Here is a 17,255-nt window from a genome sequence, read left to right as displayed (position 1 = left end):
AGTTGTTCCTTCCTCTGCCTGAAATCAGTGACCGTGTCCGCCGCCGGCCGTCGGTGGCAGCTCGTGGGCCATCGACTTCGCGATCGCGATGACCTCCTTGGGCTGCACCAGGAACGGCCGCATCATGCTCATGTCCTCGTGTTCGAGCATGTGGCAGTGGTAGACGAACTTGCCGGTCACGTCGGCGAACTTGGCGACGACGTCGACCGACTCGCCCGCGGCCACGTTGACGACGTCCTTCCAGCCCGCCTGGTCGGGGGCCACCGGTTCGCTTCGCTCCCAGAAGACCGGCGTCGTGGTGCCACCGCCGATGCCACCGCCGGGAAGGTCGATGAACTGGAACCCGTCGATGTTGTAGAAGCCGCGCTTCACCGGCTGGAAGGCACAGACGTGGATGTGCATCGGATGCGGCCAGCCGGACCAGTCGAGGTTGACGAAGCGCCAGCGCTCCCACGAACCCGCCTTGACGGTGTACTGCGTGGGATCGGTCCACTGGTAGGCCATGCGCTTCCAGGTGGTGACCGAACCGTCCTGTTCCTTCAGCTGCACGATGCCGTCGATCGGGAACGGTCCCGGCGGCGCCTCGATCTTCTGCATCTCCCACAGCCGGGCGTGCGAGACGCCGACCGGGGTCAGCATGACCATGCGCTCGGCCTCGACGGGCTGCTTCTCGGTGACGCGGGTGAACGACCTCGCCAGCGTCCTGGGCAGACGGAAGCCGCTCTGCCTGCCCCGCTGCGCGACCCGGAACTGCAGGAAGTCCGGCCACGGCCCGGGGTCGTAGTCGATGTTGCGCAGCAGCACCTTCTTGCCCGCGAGCGCGCGGAAGTCGATCAGGACGTCGGCCCGTTCTGACGCCGCCAGGCTGAAGCCGCCCGCGACGTCCACCGGCGCGCCGAGCAGTCCCGCGTCGGAGCCGATCACGAAGATCGTGTTGGGCGGCAAGGGTTTCCCGTCCTCGGTCACCGCCTGCACCACGTACGGCCGGGTGTTGGACGCGTTGGCCATGCGGAAGCGGTACCAGTCCGGTTCCACGTCCTTGAACGGCCAGATCGCCCCGTTCACCAGCGTGTACGGCCCGGCGAACGAGCGCACCTGCCGCAGCGGGTCCGTGCTCATCACCGTGGTCTTGTGCAGCATCGTGCCGGTGAGGCGGTTCTTGTCGTCGGTGTCGAAGTTCCGGTCGCAGATCAGCAGCGGCACTTCGCGGTCCCCGGACGGCAGGCGCAGCGACGCCTCTTCGTCGTCACGGAGGATGTACATCCCGAGCAGGCCGGACATCACGTTCCAGCGCGTGATGTGCATGGCGTGGTCGTGGTACCAGAGCGTGGTCGCGGGCTGGTCGTTGCGGTACTCCACCAGCTGGCTGCGCCCGGCGAGGACCGCGTCCTCCGCCCAGCCGTCGCTGCCGCCGTCACTGAAGTGGCCGTGCAGGTGGACCGACGTCCAGCCGGGCAGCGCGGCGACGTCGGCCCGCGGCGCGACCCCTTCACGGCCGGGAACGTCCCACTGGTAGGGATCGGCGTTCTCGTCGAACAGGATCTCCACCACCGGCAACGGATACGGACCAGTGAGCTCGTTGGTCCAGGTGACCCGCAACGGTTTCCCGCGCCGGGCTTCGATGATCGGGCCGGGGAACCGGCCGTCGAAGCCCCAGATCTTCGTGGGCGGGAGCTGTGAGTGCAGCCGGACGTAATTGGGCCGCATGCGGATCGTCAGGTTGTCGACGCCGCCGAACCGGTCGCCCCTCGCCGTCGCCATGGTGGGCAGCGGATCCCGGAACGGCGTCAACTGGGTGACCGTGCCCCGGAACGGTGTCCCCGGCCGCGGCGCCGTGGCGGCCACCGGGCGCACCTGACCGGCCTGGCCGACCGGATCGCCCTGGGCCCGGGGCCGGGCGTAGGCGCGGGGATCGATCGTGACCGGGCCGCGTTCACGGCCGGGCATGGATTGGATCGTCGCCGACCCGATCCCCAGCGCCAGAGCGCCCGCGAAACCCGCCTTGAGCAGAAACCCGCGGCGGTCGACGCCTTCGCCGTCGCTCACGTCCTGTCGGCCTCTGCGGCCGCCATGGCCTCGATGAGGCTCTTGGGCCTCAGGTCGGTCCACGTCGCCTCTACGTAGTCCAGGCACTCCTGCCTGGAGGCCTCGGCCTTCGCCACCGTCCAGCCGTCGGGCACCTCGGCGAACGAGGGCCAGAGCGAGTGCTGGTTCTCGTCGTTGACCAGCACCAGAAAGCGGCCGTCTTCGTTGTCGAACGGATTCGTCATCACACAGCTCCCTCAGCAAACTTAGGGAAGGCTAGCCTAATGATTTACCCATGGCCATAGGCCGAAAACGTGACGGTGGCGGCATTTCCGCTCAGGCACGGCCACGGCGCATCTCCCCCACCAGCAACCAGCCGAGATACAGCCCGCCGAGTACCAGGGTGGTCACCCCGACCGGCAGCTGGGAACCCGGAATGAGCCGCTGGGCGACCAAATCCGCGAAGGCCAGCAAGAAACCACCGGACAACGCGGAGATGGACAACGAGGGACCGACGGAGCGGGCGAGCCGTTTCGCGACCTGCGGCGCCGCGAGCGCGACGAACGAGATCGGGCCGGCGCAGACGATCGCCACCGCGCTCAGCAACACCGAAACCGTGATCGCCCGGCGGCGCACCGCCCCCACCGGCAACCCGAGCGAAGTGGCCGAATCCGGGCCCAGTTCCAGGGTCAGCAACGGCTTGCTCAGCAGGAAAGCGCACGGCAGCACCACGACCAGCACCGCCAGCAGGATCCACGCGTGCTCCCACGACCGCCCGTTGAGACTGCCGACCAGCCAGATCTGCGCGTTGAGCATCTCGTTCAGGTTGGCCCGGCTGAGCAGGTACGCGATTCCCGCGCTCAGCAGCGCGCTCACGCCGACCCCGACCAGGATCAGCCGGTACCCGCGCACACCGCCGCGATAGGACAGCAGATAGATCAGCACCGCCACCACCCCGCCGCCGGCGACCGCACCGATACCGGTGGCCGCCAGGCTCGAGTCCTTCAGCAGGAGGATGCACACCAGCGCGCCCGCGGCGGCCCCGTTGTTGAAGCCGACGATGTCCGGGCTGCCCAGCGGGTTGGCCGAAAGGCTCTGGAAGAGCGCCCCGCTCACCGCCAGCGCGGCCCCGACGAGCAATGCGACCAGCACCCGCGGCAGGCGTACGTCGTTCACGAAGTACCGCTGCTGCAACGTCCCGTGCCCGCCGAGGGCGCGGAAGACGTCGGACATGCCGATCGGGTAGTTGCCGGACAGCAGGCTGGCCAGTACCACCGCGAAGCAGAGGACCACCAGCACGACCCCGACCCAGACGGTCCGGCGGTGCAGGCGCACCGAGATCCGGCCGCTCCGGCTGCGGACCGTCCACTGAGGACTCGACGTGACGGTCACAGCTCCCCCAGCCGTTTCCGGCGGACCAGGTAGATGAACACCGGCGCGCCGATCACCGCGGTGACGACCCCCGCTTCCAGTTCCCCGGTCGGCAGCACGACCCGGCCGAGGACGTCCGCCCCGAGGACCAGCAGCGGCGCCGAGACCATCGAATACGGGACGACCCAGCGATAGTCGGGGCCGACTACCGCGCGGACCGCGTGCGGGATCGCGAGGCCGACGAACCCGATCGGTCCCGCGGCCGCCGTCGCCCCGCCGCACAGCAGCACGATCGCGATCACGCTCAACAGCCGCGTGCGGCCGAGGTGCGCGCCCAGCGCGCGGCCGACCTGATCGCCCAGTGCCAGCGCGTTCAGCGAGCGGGTGAGCAGGAGGCTGATCACCGCGCCCACGACCAGGAACGGCAGGACGTCGAACAGCACGTCGTAGCCGCGGTTGATCAGCGACCCGATCGTCCAGAACCGCATCGACTGCGTCGTCCGCGCGTTCATCGTGGTGAACGCCGAGATGATCCCGGTCAGCACGGCGGTGACCACGGTGCCCGCCAAGGCGAGCCGGACCGGATTCGCCCGGCCGCGGCCGGTGGAACCGAGCAGGTACACGACCACGCTCGCGACGGCGGCGCCGACGAGGGCGAACCACACGTAGCCGCTGAGCGAGGTGACCCCGAAGACGGCGATGGCGACCACGACGGCCGCGGAGGCGCCGGATTCGATGCCCAGCAGCCCGGGATCGGCCAGCGGGTTCCGGGTGACCGCCTGCATCAGCGCGCCGGCCGTACCCAGTGCGGCACCGACGACGACGCCGAGCAGCGTGCGCGGGATCCGCTGGTCCCAGACCAGGTTCGCGTCGTAGGAACCGTCGAAGTGGAACAACGCGTCCCACACCACGCCGATCGGGAGGTCCTTGGCGCCGACCGCGACGCTGACGATCACGGCCACGCCGATCAGTCCCAGGCCGAGGAGAAGTCCCGCGCCACGGGCGATGGCGACCTTGGGCCGGACGGCCGGTTCCGGCCGGGGCGGGGAGACGACGGCCATCAGCCCCCCACCTTCACGCGGCCCGCGTCCAGCCGGACGGCGCGCGGGAGCCGGTCGATCGTGGACTGCCGGTGCGCGATGATGATCAGCGACCGGTCCGCGTGCAGCCGGTCGAGCGCGCGTTCGATCCGGTCACCGGTCTCCGGGTCGACGTCGGCGGTGGCCTCGTCGAGGATCAGCACGGCCGGGTCCACCAGCGCGGCGCGGACCAGGCCGATCAGCTGACGTTCCCCCGCCGACAGCGTGTCCGCGGCGGCGCTGACCCGCGTGTCCAGTCCTTCCGGCAGCCGGGCCACCCACTCCCGCAGTCCGAGCCGCTCCAGCGCCCAGTCGATCCGCTCGTCCGGCGGCGGCTCCGGCACCAGGCGGAAGTTCTCCCGCAGGGTGCCGGTGACGACGTGAACGCGTTGCGGGACCAGCATGATGCGGCTGCGCAGCTCGTCGGGGGCGATCTCGTCGAGCGGGATTCCGCTGTAGCGCACGGTTCCGCCGTCCGTGGGGTACAGCCCGGCGAGGATCTTGGCCAGCGTGGTCTTCCCGGATCCGGTCGGTCCCACCAGGCCCGTGCGCGCCCCCGGCGGGAACGTGCACGACACGTCGGTGAGCACGGAAACCCCGTCCACGTAGGAGAACCGCAGTCCGGAGGCCTCCAGTGTCCCGCGTTCGGGGAGCACCGTGCCGTTGCCGGTCCGCGGCGGGCGCTCGGTGGTGTCGAGCAGGTTCAGCAGCCGCGCGAGGCCGACCCTGGAGGTCTGCAGCTGGCCGATCAGGTTGGTCAGCTGGTTGGTGGAGTCGAACAGTTGCCGCATCGCCACGACGAACACCGCGACCGTGCTCAGCGGCATGCCCCACGCGAGGACGAGACCGCCGCCCACGACCAGGATCGTGGCGTCCGCGATGGCCTGCGCCAAGGTCACGCCACCGGTGCGCAGCACGACGAACTCGGACCGCAAAGTGGTGCGCCGCAACGTTTCCTTGTCGCGGTCGAACCGGTCGCGCCACTCCTGCTCGGCGCCGCGGGAGGTGAGCAGCTCGCGGGCCTGGATGCCCTCGCGGTAGGTCGCCGCGACCGCACCCTGCGCCGCCGCCTCCGCCGCGAAGGCCGTCGTGGCCCCGCGCTGGAACCACCGCATGATCAGCACCGACAGCGGGAGGAACACCAGCACCACGACCAGGGTGAGCTGCCACGAGTAGAGCAGCAGCAGGACCGTGGTGAAGATCAGGTAGCCGGTGACCGAGAGCAGGTCCGGGAGATCCGCGCGGACGAAGGAGGCGAGATCGGCGATCTCCGCGGTGCTGCGGCGGAGCAGATCACCGGATCGCTGCGTTTCGAGGAACCTCAGCGGCGCCGTCGCGAGCCGGGACACGACGAGGTCGCGCAACGACGCCACGACGCGTTCCCCGGCTTTCGCGAGCCAGATTTCCCCGGTGCGCAGGAGAATCAGCCTGGCCAGCACGAGCACGGCGAAGACGCCCGCCGCCGTGTACAGGCCCGCGAGGTCCTTTTGCGCCACCCGCTCGACGGCCCAGCCGACCACCGACGGGATCAGCGTCAGCGCCAGCGTCGCGGCGGTACCGAGACCGATCGCGAGGGAGAGGATCGCGCGGTGCGGTTTCAAGAACGGCCGGGCACGCCGGAGCACGCCTTTCTGTTCGGGCCGTTCGCTCAGGACGATGGCTTCAGGCACTCGGAGCCGCCTCCCGCACCGTCAGGGCGACGACGCGGTCCGCGGCGTCCACCACCGCGGCCCGGTGGCTGGCGAAAACGATCGTCCGCACGTGTCCCGCCTCGTCGAGCCAGTCCCTCAGTCCTTTGAGGACACTCTGTTCGGTTCCGGCGTCGACCGCCGAGGTGATGTCGTCGAGCAGCAGGACGTCGGCGCCGTGCAGCAGGGCCTGCGCCAGGGCGAGGCGCTGCAACTGCCCGCCGGACAGGGTCGCCCCGCCTTCGCCCGTCTCGGTGTCGTAACCGCCGGGCAGCCCGGCGACGTGCTCGTCGATGGCCGCCGCGGCGCACGCCGCCCGCATGTCTTCCTCCGTCAGGTCCGGACGGCCCAGCAGCAGGTTCTCGCGGATCGTCCCGGAGATCAGGTCGGGCCGCTGCGGCACGAACACCAGCCGCCTGCGGACCTCCCGCAGCGCGGCCTGGCGCAGATCGACGTCGCCGTAGCGGACCGTGCCCGCGTCGGGATCGTCGCGGCGCGCGAGCAACCGCAGCAGCGTCGACTTGCCCGAGCCCAACGGCCCGGTCACGGCGAGGAACTCACCCGGGCGGGCGGTCAGATCGAGCGGGCCGACCACGCGACCGTGTTCGGAGTGCACCTCGACCCCGGTGGCCACCAGGTCGGCGGGAGTGCGGAGCGGCACGCCCGCGTCCGGGTCCGCGACACCGGGGACGGTCTCGAGCACCTCGCTGATCCGCTTCGCCGCCGTCAGCGCTTCGCCGAGCTGGGTGAACCGGTGCGTGACCACGCCGATCCAGGTGCCCAGCATCGCCATCCAGGTCGTGAAGGCCACCAGCCCGCCCACGGTCAGCGAGCCGTCGATCACCGCGCCACCACCGACGAGCAGGCCGATCGCCGTCGCCACGCCTGGCACGAACGGACCGGTCGCGGCCCAGCTGGCGGCCACCTTGGCGGTCGACATGGTCTCGACGGTGACCGTCCTGCTGTGCTCGGCGTGCCGCTCCAGCAGCGGCCCGTCGCCGCCGATCCCGCGGATAGCGACGCTGGCCGTGAGCAGTTCCTCGACGGTGTCCGCGCGGGCACCGTGCGCGGCGGCGAGCCGGTCGTTGGCGGCCGCGAAGCGTTTGGGCAGCACGATGTTCAGCACGACGAGCGCCGGGACCGTGGCCAGTCCGACCACGGCGAGCGACGGGTCGAGCCTGCCGATGAGGACGAGGATGACGGCGAACCCGGCGATACCGGTCACCATCGAGGCGGAACCCGCCAGCCAGTTGTGCACGAAGTCGACGTCGCGCGTTCCCCGGATCGCGAGATCGCCGCGACCGAAGCGGGCGCGATCCCGCCGGTCGAGCAGCAAGGCCTGGTCGAGCAGCCTGCCGCGCAGTTCGTTCGACGCCGACACCGCGGCGAGGGTGATCTGCCACTGCATCAGCGCGAGCCCGGCGACCAGCAGGACCGCCGCGCCCACGACGGCCAGCGCCCAGCCGAGGGTCGCCGACTGGTTCCCGACGTTGATGCCGTCGTCGATGGCGTACTCGACGCACAGCGGGAACACCACCGTCGCCAACTGGAAGAGCGTCCCCCCGGCGACCGCCGCCAGCACCCGGCCCCGGTTGCGGCCCAGTGCGCCCGCCAGCAGCCGGACGGCGGCCCGGCGTTCGCCGCGCACCTTCATTCCCTGCCCCATCTTCAGTTCCGCAAAGGCGCCGTGGTCAGTCTTCCTGCTCCGCGTCGTACGGGGCGTCTTCGGACTTCCCCTTGCGCCAGTACCCGCAGAAGTCGATGCGCTTGCGGTCGACACCGCGATCACGGACGAGATGCCTGCGCAGTTCCTTCACCACCCCGGCCTCACCGGCCAGCCAGGCGTAACCGGGGCCCTCGGGCAATTCCGCGGCGCGCACGGCGTCCAGCAGCGGCGCGCCCCCGCCGTCCGGCGTCAGCCAGGTGACCTCGACCTCGCCGTCGGTCCGCCATTGCTGGCGGTCGCCGTCGACCGGCACCTGCACGAAGACCTGGGCGCGCTCCCCCGCGGCGAGCCCTTCGACGATGCCGCCGATCGCCGGGAGCGCCGTCTCGTCACCGGCGATCAGCTTCCAGGCGGACCCGGGACGCGGGAGGTAGTCCGCCCCGCGGCGCGTCGGATCCGTTTCCTCGTGGGGAAAGCGGGCGTTCGGACCGTAGATGACGACCTCGTCGCCGGGCTCGGCGGCGCCCGCCCACCGGGACGCCGGGCCGACGTCACCGTGCCGCACGAAGTCGACGTCGATCTCGCCGGGCCGGAGCGCGCGGATCGTGTACGTGCGCATCGCGGGCCGGCCGTCTTCGGGCATTTCGCGGTAACGGGCGTACCAGTCCTCGCCGGTCGGCACCCGCGGGCTCGCGCCGGGCGCGGACGGCAGGAAGACCTTGATGCGCTGATCCGGTCCGCAGGTGGTGATGTCCCGCAGCCCCGGTCCGCCGAAGGTCACCCGGATCAAACTCTCCCCGACCGGCGCCGTCGCCAGCACCACGGCGTCGAAGTGGAGGAACGGCTCGCTCCGGAGCAGGTCGGTCTTGCCGGCGGTCATGCGGAACCCATCCCTCTTGTGCGCCCTTGGCCTGGATACGAAGGTTAGCCTAACCATATGGGCGAGTGGAGGGGAGCGCTAGCTCCGAACGGATCATCGGGGCGGGCGTTTTGGTGCGCTGCGCCACACCGGCTCTGAAGGCACCCTTCACGTAGTTATTGAGCGGTAAGTCCAATGTCACCAGGGATCCAAGCGGGGCAGTAGCGTCGCGAAAGCCACTTTCGGGACGTCTGGTGTCCCGAAAGTGGCTTTCGCGACATCCGAAGCGGCACGCGTGAGGAGACTTTTAACGGACCCAGGGTTCCTCAAGGAGTCCTTCACGGACTTGCGGGCGGCGGGGCCACAGCCGGTAGCGGCAAACCTCGCTACCGCTCCTTGCCGCTCACGAGCGTCTTGCCGTCCGTGAACGAGGGGATCACGCCGAACGACGCCTTCCGCGAAGCCCGCCGCAGAGTCGCGAGCACGGCGGGCCCGAGTACCAGGATCGCCACGGTGTTGGTGATCGCGCGTCCCGTGTCCCAGCCCGCCGTCGACGTCAGCAGTGTGAAGACGGCGAACCGGTGCAGGTTCTCCAGCAGCGGAGCGCCGGGCACGTACGAGATGTGGCCGTCGTGGTACGGCACTTCGGCGTCGGTGATGAACGGCCAGAACCACAGGTTCATCAGGAATCCGAACACGTACGCGACGAAGATCCCGTAGCCGACCAGCATCGCGATCTCGGCCTTGCCGGTGACGCGGCGCGGCAGCAGTCCCGCGCCCATCCCGATCCACGCCGAGCACATCATCTGGAACGGCAGCCACGGTCCCACCCCGGCGGTCAGCAGCGCCGACGCGAACAGCGACGTACAGCCCAGCACGAAACCGAAACCCGGCCCGAGCACCCGCCCGGCCAGCACCAGCAGGAAGAACACGGTCTCGATGCCCGCGGTCCCCGCTCCCAGCGGCCGCAGGGCCGCGTTCACCGCCGAAAGGACGCCGAGCATCGCGAGGGCCTTGGAATCCATGCCCCCTTCGGACATTTCGGCCAGCACGATGACGATCAGGATCGGCAGGATCCCGATGAACACGAACGGCGCGTCCGGGCCGTGCTGCATCGACTGCGGTTCGACGCGGACGAGGAGCGGCCAGACGAACATCATCAGCCCCGCGAGCGACGCGAGCCCGAGCACCGTCGCCGAGCGCGGGCCCAGCCGGACCGCGGCGGTCGTGGTCACCGGACCTCCTGCGGAAGGGCCGCGCGGACGTCGTCGACGGTGAGCCATGGTTCGCCGAGGATCTTGGCGACCTGTGTGGCGAAGGCCGGCGAGCCGCCGAGCACCTCGCCGGTCGGGCCGTCCGAGACGACCTCGCCTTCCGCCATCACGAGGACGCGGTGCGCGATGGTCGCGACGAATTCGACGTCGTGCGTGGCGACGACGACAGCCTTGCCCTCGGCCGTCAGCGACGCGATCATCTGCGCCAGCGCGGCCTTCGCGGTGTAGTCGAGACCGCGGGTCGGTTCGTCCAGCAGCATGATCCGCGGCGCGGCCGACAACTGCACCGCGAGCACGAGCGCGAGACGCTGGCCTTCGGACAGGTCACGCGGATGCGAGGCCGGGTCGATCCCCGGGGCGAGCCTGTCGAGCAAGCCGCGGCAGTAGCCCGGTTCCGCGCCCGATTCCGCGTCGGCCGCCTCGCATTCGGCGGCGACGGTCTGCAGGTACAGCAGATCGCTCGCGGTCTGCGGCACCATGCCGACGAGCGCGCGGGCCGCGGCGCTGTTCAGCGTCTTCGGATCCTTGCCTTCGACGGTGACCTTGCCACCCTGCCGGGGGCCGGAGCCCTGCACCGCCCACAGCAGCGACGACTTGCCGGACCCGTTGCGGCCCATCATCGCCAGCACCTCACCGGCGCGCAGGCTGAGGTCGACCTCGCGCACCGCGACCTTCGGCCCGTACCGGACGACGACCCCGGACGCGGCCAGCAGTTCCTCGCCCGCGGTCGTGGTCCGCGCCGGCGGGGTCCCCAGCGTCAGCGAAGAAGCGCGACGACGGGCGTCGCGGACCGACATCGGCAGCGGGTCCCACGACGCCAACCGTCCCAAGTGGACGATCGGTGGCGCGATGGGCATGTCCTTCAGCACCTCGGGCGGTGTCCCGTCGACCACTCCCCCGGTACCGGGGACGTAGATCATCCGGTCCGCGAACGGGATCACGCGTTCCATGCGGTGCTCGGCCATCAGCACCGTCGTGCCGAGGTCCTCCACCAGCCTGGCCAGCGTCGCCAGCACCTCCTCGGCCGCGGTCGGGTCCAGCGCCGACGTCGGTTCGTCCAGGACGAGCACCTTCGGATGGGTGGTCAGCACCGAGCCGATCGCCACCCGCTGCTGCTGCCCGCCGGACAGCGTCCGCAGCGCGCGGCGGCGCAGTTCCGCGATGCCGAGCAGATCGAGGGTCTCTTCCACCCGGCGGCGCATCACCTGCGGGCTCAGGCCGAGTTGTTCCATGCCGTAGGCGAGTTCGTCCTCGACGGTGTCGGTGACGAATCCCGCCAGCGGGTCCTGCCCGACGACGCCGACCAGATGCGCGAACTCGCGCGGTGGCCGGGATCTCGTCGTGACGCCGTCGACGGAGACCGTCCCGTCGAGGTGGCCGCCGGTGAAATGCGGGACGAGACCGTTGATCGTGCCGAGCAGCGTCGACTTGCCCGCGCCCGTCTGGCCCGCGAACAGCACGAGCTCGCCTTCACCGATGGACAGCGTCACGTCGGACAGCACCGGCTCGGAGCGGCCGTGGTAGGTGAAGGAGACCTGATTCAGTTCGATCATGCGTGCGCTTCTTTTTCGTGCGCTTCTTCTTCGAGCGCGGCGTACGGGGCTTCGGGGACCGGGGTCAGGAACGCGGGCAGGACACCGATCAGCACTCCGAGCAGCGGCCCCCACGACAGGAGCGGCCAGGACAGGTCGATCAGCGACGGGTTCATGTTCATCGGGTTCACGCTGGACGTCGTGAACAGGACGGCCGCGACGGCGATCCCGCTCGTGGCGACGACGATCTCCGGCAGCTGCCAGCGGTCGGGCCGGTAGCGGGTGCGCTGGACCCGTTTGCCCGCCGACCAGAACCCGATCAGCCCGATCACGACCCCCACGGAAAGCACCGGTGCGGCGAGATACCGGGGCGTCGAACCGTCCAAAGTGGCGTAGACGCCCACGCAGACCCCGATCAGGCCGACGATCATCAGCGTTCCCGTGATCAGCCGCGCGCGCGCCTCGACCAGTCCCGCGCGGCCGTAACCGCGGGAGTCCATGGACGCCGCGAGTTGCAGCGACCGCGAAAGCGCGTCCTCCAGCACCGGGATGAGGACGGTGTGCAGGGCTTTCACCTTCTTCTTGCCCGAACCGCCCCGCAGTTTGCGGGCGCGCCGGACGCGCAACACGCTTTCGGCGAGCTGCGGGAACACCGACAGCGCGACGATCACCGCCGTCCCCACCTCGTACAACGCCGGCGGCATCGCCTTGAGCAGCCGTTTCGGGTTCGCGAGCGCGTTGGCCGCGCCGAGGCAGATCACCATCGTCGCCAGCCGCATCCCGTCGTAAAGCCCGCCCAGCAACGATTCCGCGGAAACGTCGCCGAAGAGACGGATGCCCGCCGCCCATTCGGGCAGCGGGATTTCGGGCAGCCGCAGGACGATCGTCGAACCCTCGGCGCCGCCGAAGACGATGCGGAAGAACACGCGGATCGCGACGATGAACGCGCCGAGGTACAGATAGAGCCGGAACGCCAGCGCCCACGGCGCCTCACTGCGCCGGGCCACCACGACGTATCCCGCGACGGCCACGATCGTCAGCAGCAGCCACGGGTTGGTCGTCCGGGTCGCCGCGACGGCGAGCCCCAGCGCCCACACCCACCAGGCGGCCGGGTGCAGGTCGCGCGGCAGGAAGTAGGACGTCATCAAACTCCCTGCGCGCGTTTGCGTCTGCGTGCCAGGAAGAAGCCGGCGACGCACAACGCCAGGACGGCGCCACCGGCCGCCCACGGCGCCCAGTCGCTCGCACCGGACTCGCGCTGGATCACGGCGTTGACGTCCTCGGCGTTCTCGCCGCCGGTGAACGCGACGTTCATCGACGGGTCCTTCGCCTGCGGCCGTGCCGAAGCGCTCGGACGCGGCTTGGGCGGCGGCAGCGCACCGGAACTCGGGCCCGCGGCCGTGGTTTCCCCTGGCACCGCGCCTGCTTCCGCGGTCGGCTGCGGGCCGTCTCCCTGCTGCTGCTGCTGCCCGCCTTGCGGTTGCTGTTGCCGCTCGTTGGGATCGTTGGTGACCGGCTTGGCCTCCTCGCGCGGCACGCACGGCTGGCCCTCGGTACCCGGCCGCACCGCGGAAACCCGCGGGACCGGGTTCGTCTGGGCGGTGGCGTTCAGCGAGAACGACCAGCCTTCGAAACCGCCGGGGATGAAGTCACGGTTCTTGACACCCCACTGGCTGTAGTCCCAGGCGCAGTTGTTCGAGGCGTGCCAGTAAGACCAGTAGGCCTGCGCCGGAGGTGTGTCGATGCACAGCTCACGGTACTTCTCGCGGCCCGCGATCGGGACGTTCTCCGCCGCCGACGGGCGGTTCTCGACCCGGCAGATGAACGCCTCGCCCCACCGCTGCACCCCGGCGATCTGGAAACCGGCGCCCTTGAGCGCGTCCAGTCCGGTGCCGCGCGTGGTCTGGGGGTTGCAGCGCACGATGGTCGTGCCGCCGAGTCCCTGGAAGTCCACGACCACGGTGACCCCGCCGGCGTCCTTGCAGAAACCCGGATAGCCCTTGCCCTGGTCGACGGCGTGCGCGGACGGCGCGATGGCGGCGATCAGGAAGATCGCCGCCACCATCCCGAAGACCCTCCTCATTGGACGGTCAGGGTCGCGCTCGAGTACACCGTCACCCCGTTACCCGTCGCCGCGATCGTGTAGACGTAGGTGCCCGCGGCGGTCGGCGTGATGTTCTGCGTGCCGCCGGGTGCCGCCAGCGAGCCCGACCAGGCGCCGCCACCGCTCGCCGGGGTCACCGTACCCGCGGCGACACTCGTGGCGTTCGTCGTCGTCCAGGTCAGCGAGGTGCTCTGGCCGAGGGTGATCTTGCGGTCGACATCGTTGACGGACAAGGCGACCGTCGGGTTGTTCGCGTTCACGGCCGGGTTGGTCGGGGTGACCCCGGGAGGCGGGTTGGTCGTCGCCGACTTGTTCAGCGAGAACGACCAGCCCTCGAAACCGCCGGGCACCACGTTGCGGTTGAGCGCGCCGTAGCTGCTGTAGGTCCAGGTCGAACCGGAACCGGCGGCGTGCCAGTAACCCCAGTACGCGCCGGCGGGCGGCGTGTTGACGCACGGTTCCTTGTAGTTCGGGTTGCTGGACAGCGGCAGGGTCTCCGTCGCGGACGGGCGGACCTCCAGGCGGCAGACGAAACCGAGCCCCCACCGGGCGGTGCCCGCGACGGCGATCCCGGCGTCCTGCAGCGCCTTGATGCCCGTGCGGTCGGTGCCCGGGTTCGCGTTGGGCGAGCAGCGGGTGATCGTCGGCGCGGCGGTCCCGCCGTTGCCGTCCAGTTCCTGGAAGTCGACCACGACGGTGACGCCGCTGAGGGCGTCGTTGCCGGTGCAGATCCCGTTGTAGCCCTTGGCCGGATCGACCGCCTGCGCGGGCGCGGCGGACAGCCCGATCAGTCCGATGAGGACGGACGTGACGGCGAGCAGTCTTCTCATGGTGTTGCCCCCTTTGTCTTGATGAAGCGGCGAAGCAGGAAGATGAGCACGATCGCGGCGGCCAGCAGGAGCACGGCGAGACCGACGAGCCCCCAGGTCGTCCACGGCGGCTGAGTCGTCTGGGCGGCGGCCTGCAGCTGGGTACCGGACACGGCGTTCTCGGCGCTGACGTCCGAGAGCGGCAGCCGCACGGCGGGTGACAGCGGCGAATCCGCGGCGGTGAGCCAGGACCGGCCCGCGACACCCTGCGCGGCGGCCAGGCTCGTTGGGAAATCGGTCTTCCCGTCGCTCGCCGCCACGGATCCCTTGGCGAACCCGCCGTCGGCCTGGACCAGTTTGCCCAGCGACCGCGCGGTTCCGCTCGCGTCGAGCCCGGCGATCTGCCGCGCGGCGGCGACGGTGGCGCTCAGCGCGACGTCCGGCTCGCCCGCCTCGCCGGTCACCATGCCCTCACCGGTCGGCCGGACGCCGAGCGCGCTCACCGCGGAGACGAACGCCGACACGCGCCGCTCGGTCCAGCCGTCCGGCCGTTTGGCCGACGGCGCGGCGTCGGTGTGCGGACGGGCGGCCAGCGCGGTGACCGCGGCGGCAGTCGCGCCGAGGTCACCGGAGCCGCATTCGGCGGTGTCGAGGTGCTTCGGGAAGGTTCCGTCGGCGCACTGGCGCGAAAGCAGCAGCTCGACCGCGGGGCCGGGGTCGGCGGTGGTGGCGAGCAGTGCCCACGCGTGCCGCTCGACGGTCTCGTCGGCGTCGGCGAAGGACCCGGTGTCGGTGAACTTGCCGTCCGCGCCGCGCAGCTTCACCAGATCCGCGCGCAACTGGCCGACGTCCGCCTTCGCGAATTCGCCGACGAGCACGAGCTTCGCGAGCGGTTCGGCGTAGGAGGCCCCACTCTGTTCGTACGGCGCGCCGTGGGCGTAGGCCTGCACGGCTTCCGGCGTGAGCAGGAACTTCGACGCGCGGGCGACGGTGTCCGGCTGCTCGTCCAGCGCCCGCAGCGCGAGCACCAGCTCGGCGGTGGCGTCGTAGTCGACGTAGGTCTTGCCGTCCTCGGTGACCTCGACGTGGTCACCGCCGACGAGCCGGTTCGTCAGATACGCGCCGAGCCGGGAGGCCGGTGTCGCCGTGCCGGGGATGGCGACCGGGGTCGCGATCGCCGTCGGCGGCGCGACCCGGGCGCCGGTGGACGCCCGCGGGGTGACGGCCTTCTTGGGTTTCGGCGTCGTGGTCTTCGGCGCGGGCTTGGTCTCCTGCGGCTTGGCCGCGGGCGGGGTGTTCGTGACGGTGACCGTGCTCGGCGTGGGCGGGCTGGTCGCCGGGGACGAGGACGTGCCCGGCGTCGGCGTCACCGACGTCGTGGTGGTCTTGGTCGTCGTGGTGGTGGTCGTCGTCGTAGTGGTCGTGGTCGTCGTGGTGCTGGTCGGCTCCGGCTCGCTCGTGGTCGAGGTCGGGGTGCCGGTGGAGGAACTCGTTTCGGACGGCGTCGAGGTCGGCGTCTCTGACACGCTGCTGCTCGTCGGCGGCCCGCCGCCCTTCGTGAGGTCGGAGAAGCCGACCTGGGACAACCCGAGCGAGGCCTGGGCGCCCGCGCGGATCCAGGTGTCGAGACCGCCGATCCCGTTGGCGCGCGCGGCCACGTAAGACTCCGGGTTGTAGGCGATCGCGCCGATGTCACCGGCGAGCCTGTTGCCGGAGTCCGCCGCGGCGGTCGCCTGCGCGGCTTTGAGGAACCGCACGCCCTTGTCCACCGCCGCGTCCGCGCCGCCGACGTCGGCGAGCGCCTGAAGGATCAGCCCGGTGCTGTTGGTGTTCGGGGCTTCGGTACCGACGCCGCCACCCCAGCCGCCGCCGGGATCCTGATTCGCGATGAGCCACGAGACGGTCTTCGCGATCGGGCCGTCGAGTCCCGCGGCGCCCGCCTTCCGCGCGGCCAGCATCGCCGACAGGGCGAAACCGGTGGCGTCGCCGTCCTTGGCGGACAGGTCGAACGGCTTGCCCTCGTCGCAGGTCGAGACCTTGTGGCCGTCGGCGGTGACGTGGTCACCGGTCTCGGTCGTCTTGATGTAGGCGAAGAAGATCCGGAAGTAGCCCTCGGAGCATTGCTGGGTCACCAGCTTGTCGATGGCGAGCTGGTCGTTCTCGCCGACCGCGGCGAGACCGATCACGCCGAGGGACTGGCCGAACATGTTCGCGTTGTTGCTCACCGAATCGGCGAGTCTGGGATCTTTCGAGTAGTCGCTGACCCGGCCGATGTCGGGACCCTTGCGCATGATCGCGGCCTTGGTCTCGGCGACCATGTCGTAGCCGTCGAAGTTCCGGGGATTCCGGCCCGCGACCTCGGCGGCGACCAGGGTCTTGGCCGCGGCACCGCCGACGATGATGTCGGAGAAGTCGAACTCACCGCCGTCGGGAATGAGCCCGTCCCAGGTGAAGTAGTCGGTCGCGTGGCCCTGCTCGTCGAGGTACTTCACGATCGGCTCGGCCTTCGCGCCCTCGCCCGAGGCGTACATCGCGAACAGCGCGTCGATCATCAGCCCGTGGTCGGGCAGATCGCCGCCGTTGGGGTTCTCGAGCGTGCCGTCCGGCTTCAGCTTCGTCGCGAGCCAGCCGGAGTTCGACTTCGCCGCTCCGGGGTCGTTGGCGGCTGTCGCCGTCCCGGTGAGCAGCGCGGCGACCACGCCGACGCTGACGGCGAACGCCGATGCGGCCAGGTACCCGCGGCGCATGGCTCCTCCTTGCGGCATGACGGAGGACAGGCGCGGGACGCCGCAGTCACCCCTGTTTATCGCGACAGTGGTTCGGACTTCTTGATCGTGCATCCACTCGT

Annotated in this window: 13 protein-coding genes; all 13 read right to left on the bottom strand. The window is 70.6% G+C overall.

Going from position 1 to position 17,255, the window contains the following annotated elements; all coding sequences use genetic code 11:
* Positions 1-24: 24 nt before the first annotated feature.
* Positions 25-2,046, bottom strand: coding sequence for a multicopper oxidase family protein (locus ACLJRM_RS30325; protein WP_410664995.1), 2,022 nt, complete (start codon positions 2,044-2,046; stop codon positions 25-27).
* Positions 2,043-2,270, bottom strand: coding sequence for an MbtH family protein (locus ACLJRM_RS30320; protein ID WP_101608888.1), 228 nt, complete (start codon positions 2,268-2,270; stop codon positions 2,043-2,045). Before ACLJRM_RS30320 ends, ACLJRM_RS30325 begins: the two co-directional genes overlap by 4 nt.
* Before the next feature lie 91 nt (positions 2,271-2,361).
* The gene (locus ACLJRM_RS30315; RefSeq protein ID WP_410664994.1) at positions 2,362-3,417 is read right to left on the bottom strand and encodes a FecCD family ABC transporter permease; all 1,056 of its coding nucleotides are present in this window, start codon (positions 3,415-3,417) and stop codon (positions 2,362-2,364) included.
* Positions 3,414-4,457: a FecCD family ABC transporter permease gene (locus ACLJRM_RS30310; RefSeq protein ID WP_101608890.1), complete on the bottom strand. Its 1,044-nt coding sequence runs from the start codon at positions 4,455-4,457 to the stop codon at positions 3,414-3,416. The genes ACLJRM_RS30315 and ACLJRM_RS30310 overlap by 4 nt, the downstream gene beginning before the upstream one ends.
* A complete protein-coding gene (locus ACLJRM_RS30305; protein ID WP_101608891.1) occupies positions 4,457-6,145 on the bottom strand; it encodes an ABC transporter ATP-binding protein in 1,689 nt (562 codons plus the stop codon). The genes ACLJRM_RS30310 and ACLJRM_RS30305 overlap by 1 nt, the downstream gene beginning before the upstream one ends.
* Positions 6,138-7,829: an ABC transporter ATP-binding protein gene (locus tag ACLJRM_RS30300; protein WP_410664993.1), complete on the bottom strand. Its 1,692-nt coding sequence runs from the start codon at positions 7,827-7,829 to the stop codon at positions 6,138-6,140. The genes ACLJRM_RS30305 and ACLJRM_RS30300 overlap by 8 nt, the downstream gene beginning before the upstream one ends.
* A 25-nt stretch (positions 7,830-7,854) precedes the next feature.
* Complete coding sequence (locus tag ACLJRM_RS30295; RefSeq protein WP_101608893.1) at positions 7,855-8,709, bottom strand: siderophore-interacting protein; 855 nt, start codon at positions 8,707-8,709, stop codon at positions 7,855-7,857.
* A 365-nt stretch (positions 8,710-9,074) separates the two neighbouring features.
* Positions 9,075-9,923: an ECF transporter S component gene (locus ACLJRM_RS30290; protein ID WP_101608894.1), complete on the bottom strand. Its 849-nt coding sequence runs from the start codon at positions 9,921-9,923 to the stop codon at positions 9,075-9,077.
* The gene (locus tag ACLJRM_RS30285) at positions 9,920-11,515 is read right to left on the bottom strand and encodes an ABC transporter ATP-binding protein (RefSeq protein ID WP_101608895.1); all 1,596 of its coding nucleotides are present in this window, start codon (positions 11,513-11,515) and stop codon (positions 9,920-9,922) included. The genes ACLJRM_RS30290 and ACLJRM_RS30285 overlap by 4 nt, the downstream gene beginning before the upstream one ends.
* Positions 11,512-12,639, bottom strand: coding sequence for an energy-coupling factor transporter transmembrane component T (locus tag ACLJRM_RS30280; protein ID WP_410599267.1), 1,128 nt, complete (start codon positions 12,637-12,639; stop codon positions 11,512-11,514). The genes ACLJRM_RS30285 and ACLJRM_RS30280 overlap by 4 nt, the downstream gene beginning before the upstream one ends.
* Complete coding sequence (locus ACLJRM_RS30275) at positions 12,639-13,577, bottom strand: ABC transporter substrate-binding protein (protein WP_410664992.1); 939 nt, start codon at positions 13,575-13,577, stop codon at positions 12,639-12,641. The genes ACLJRM_RS30280 and ACLJRM_RS30275 overlap by 1 nt, the downstream gene beginning before the upstream one ends.
* Positions 13,574-14,428, bottom strand: coding sequence for an ABC transporter substrate-binding protein (locus ACLJRM_RS30270; RefSeq protein ID WP_233224222.1), 855 nt, complete (start codon positions 14,426-14,428; stop codon positions 13,574-13,576). The genes ACLJRM_RS30275 and ACLJRM_RS30270 overlap by 4 nt, the downstream gene beginning before the upstream one ends.
* Positions 14,425-17,154, bottom strand: coding sequence for a hypothetical protein (locus ACLJRM_RS30265; protein WP_410664991.1), 2,730 nt, complete (start codon positions 17,152-17,154; stop codon positions 14,425-14,427). The genes ACLJRM_RS30270 and ACLJRM_RS30265 overlap by 4 nt, the downstream gene beginning before the upstream one ends.
* Between the last annotated feature and the right edge of the window lie 101 nt (positions 17,155-17,255).

The organism is Amycolatopsis sp. lyj-84 (genome assembly GCF_046549075.1).
In the GTDB taxonomy this organism is placed as follows: domain Bacteria; phylum Actinomycetota; class Actinomycetes; order Mycobacteriales; family Pseudonocardiaceae; genus Amycolatopsis.
This window is presented reverse-complemented; position numbering and strand designations above follow the sequence as displayed.